A 380-nucleotide genomic window follows, 5' to 3' on the forward strand; every position below is an offset into this window, starting at 1 on the left:
ATTTCCTGATCAGAGATTTCATTAAAATTGGTTCCCTTTGGAAAGTATTGTCTGATTAACCCATTGATATTCTCATTGATCCCTCTTTCCCAAGGCGAATAAGGGTGAGCAAAGTAAATTTGGGTTTCTAATTCTTCACCGATGATTTCATGATCTGCGAACTCCAAACCGTTGTCGAACGTGATGGTCTTAACCTTTTGTTTTAACGGGTATAATACTTTCACTGCCGCTTTCGCGACTTCTGATGCCTGCTTGCTATCAAGTTTAACGATTATTGTATACAGCGTCTTGCGGTCAACCAATGTTAATAAGACACTTTTTTTATCTTTCCCTATTATCGTATCTCCTTCCCAGTCCCCAATACGTTCTTTTTTATCAAC

The 380-nt window shown here is 38.4% G+C and carries 1 protein-coding gene; it reads right to left on the reverse strand.

Going from position 1 to position 380, the window contains the following annotated elements; genetic code table 11:
* On the reverse strand, positions 1–380 hold a 380-nt coding region (locus EAE89_RS23250; RefSeq protein ID WP_214086695.1), incomplete at both ends, for an IS30 family transposase.

Source organism: Photorhabdus heterorhabditis (assembly GCF_018448905.1).
In the GTDB taxonomy this organism is placed as follows: domain Bacteria; phylum Pseudomonadota; class Gammaproteobacteria; order Enterobacterales; family Enterobacteriaceae; genus Photorhabdus; species Photorhabdus heterorhabditis.